The organism is Methylobacterium sp. C33D, from assembly GCF_053345825.1.
In genome coordinates this window covers 1-889 of sequence record NZ_JBKFAV010000111.1, presented here as the reverse complement: position 1 = coordinate 889, position 889 = coordinate 1, and the positions used below count along the sequence as shown (strand labels likewise).

Here is an 889-nt window from a genome sequence, read left to right as displayed (position 1 = left end):
GTCCGACTACGCCGGGGACGCCTACGCCCGCGGCGGCCACGACCTGCGCCGCGCCACGCGCGAGGTCAGCCACCAGGTCGCCGAGTTCCCGCTCGCCTCACTGCTGATCGCCGGCGCCGTCGGCTTCGGCCTCGGCCTGCTCGTGAGCGCCACCCGCGACTGAGCCACCACACCCTCTCGGCGACGAACGACCCACCATCCGGAGTGACAGCGTGACCATCCAGACGACAACCGCCCCCCTCGCGACCGGAGCGGCGCACGCCGATACGCGCGCCGTGCTGCTCAACGAGGTCTCGTGGGGCGCGATCTTCGCCGGCGCCGTGACCGCCCTCGTGACCCAGGTCATCGTCAACCTCGTCGGCGTCGGGGTGGGTCTCGCCTCGGTCGGCACGACTGCGGCCGACAACCCCTCGGCCGCGAGCGTCTCGATGGGCGCCGGGCTGTGGTTCGTGGCCTCGGGCCTCGTCGCCTCGCTGGCCGGCGGCCTGATCGCCGGCCGTCTCTCCGGCAAGCCGCTGCCGGGCGCGGCCGCCCTGCACGGGCTGGTCTCCTGGGCGGTCACCACCCTGGTGGTGCTGTACCTCTTGACCTCGGCCGCCAGCGGGCTGGTCGGCGGCACGCTGAGCACGGTCTCGGGGGCGCTCGGCGGGGCCGGCAGCCTCGTGGGCGGCACGGTGCAGACGGCGGCCCAGGCGGCGGCGCCGTCGCTGTCGAAGATCTCGAACCCGCTCGACGGCATCGAGCAGAAGGTGCGCGAGCAGGCCGCCGGGCAGGACCCGCAGGCGGCCCGGGACGCGGCGGTGGCGGCGGTGAAGGCCGTCCTGACCGGCGACCCGGCCCAGAAGGAGCAGGCCAAGACCCGGGCGGCCGACGCCCTGGCCAAGGCGCA

1 protein-coding gene is annotated in these 889 nt (G+C 75.4%); it reads left to right on the top strand.

From position 1 onward, the window contains the following. Window positions 1–212: 212 nt before the first annotated feature. Window positions 213–889, top strand: a 677-nt coding sequence (locus tag ACLBXO_RS31590; RefSeq protein ID WP_447687897.1) for a PhnA-like protein, incomplete at its 3' end; no start/stop codon positions are given.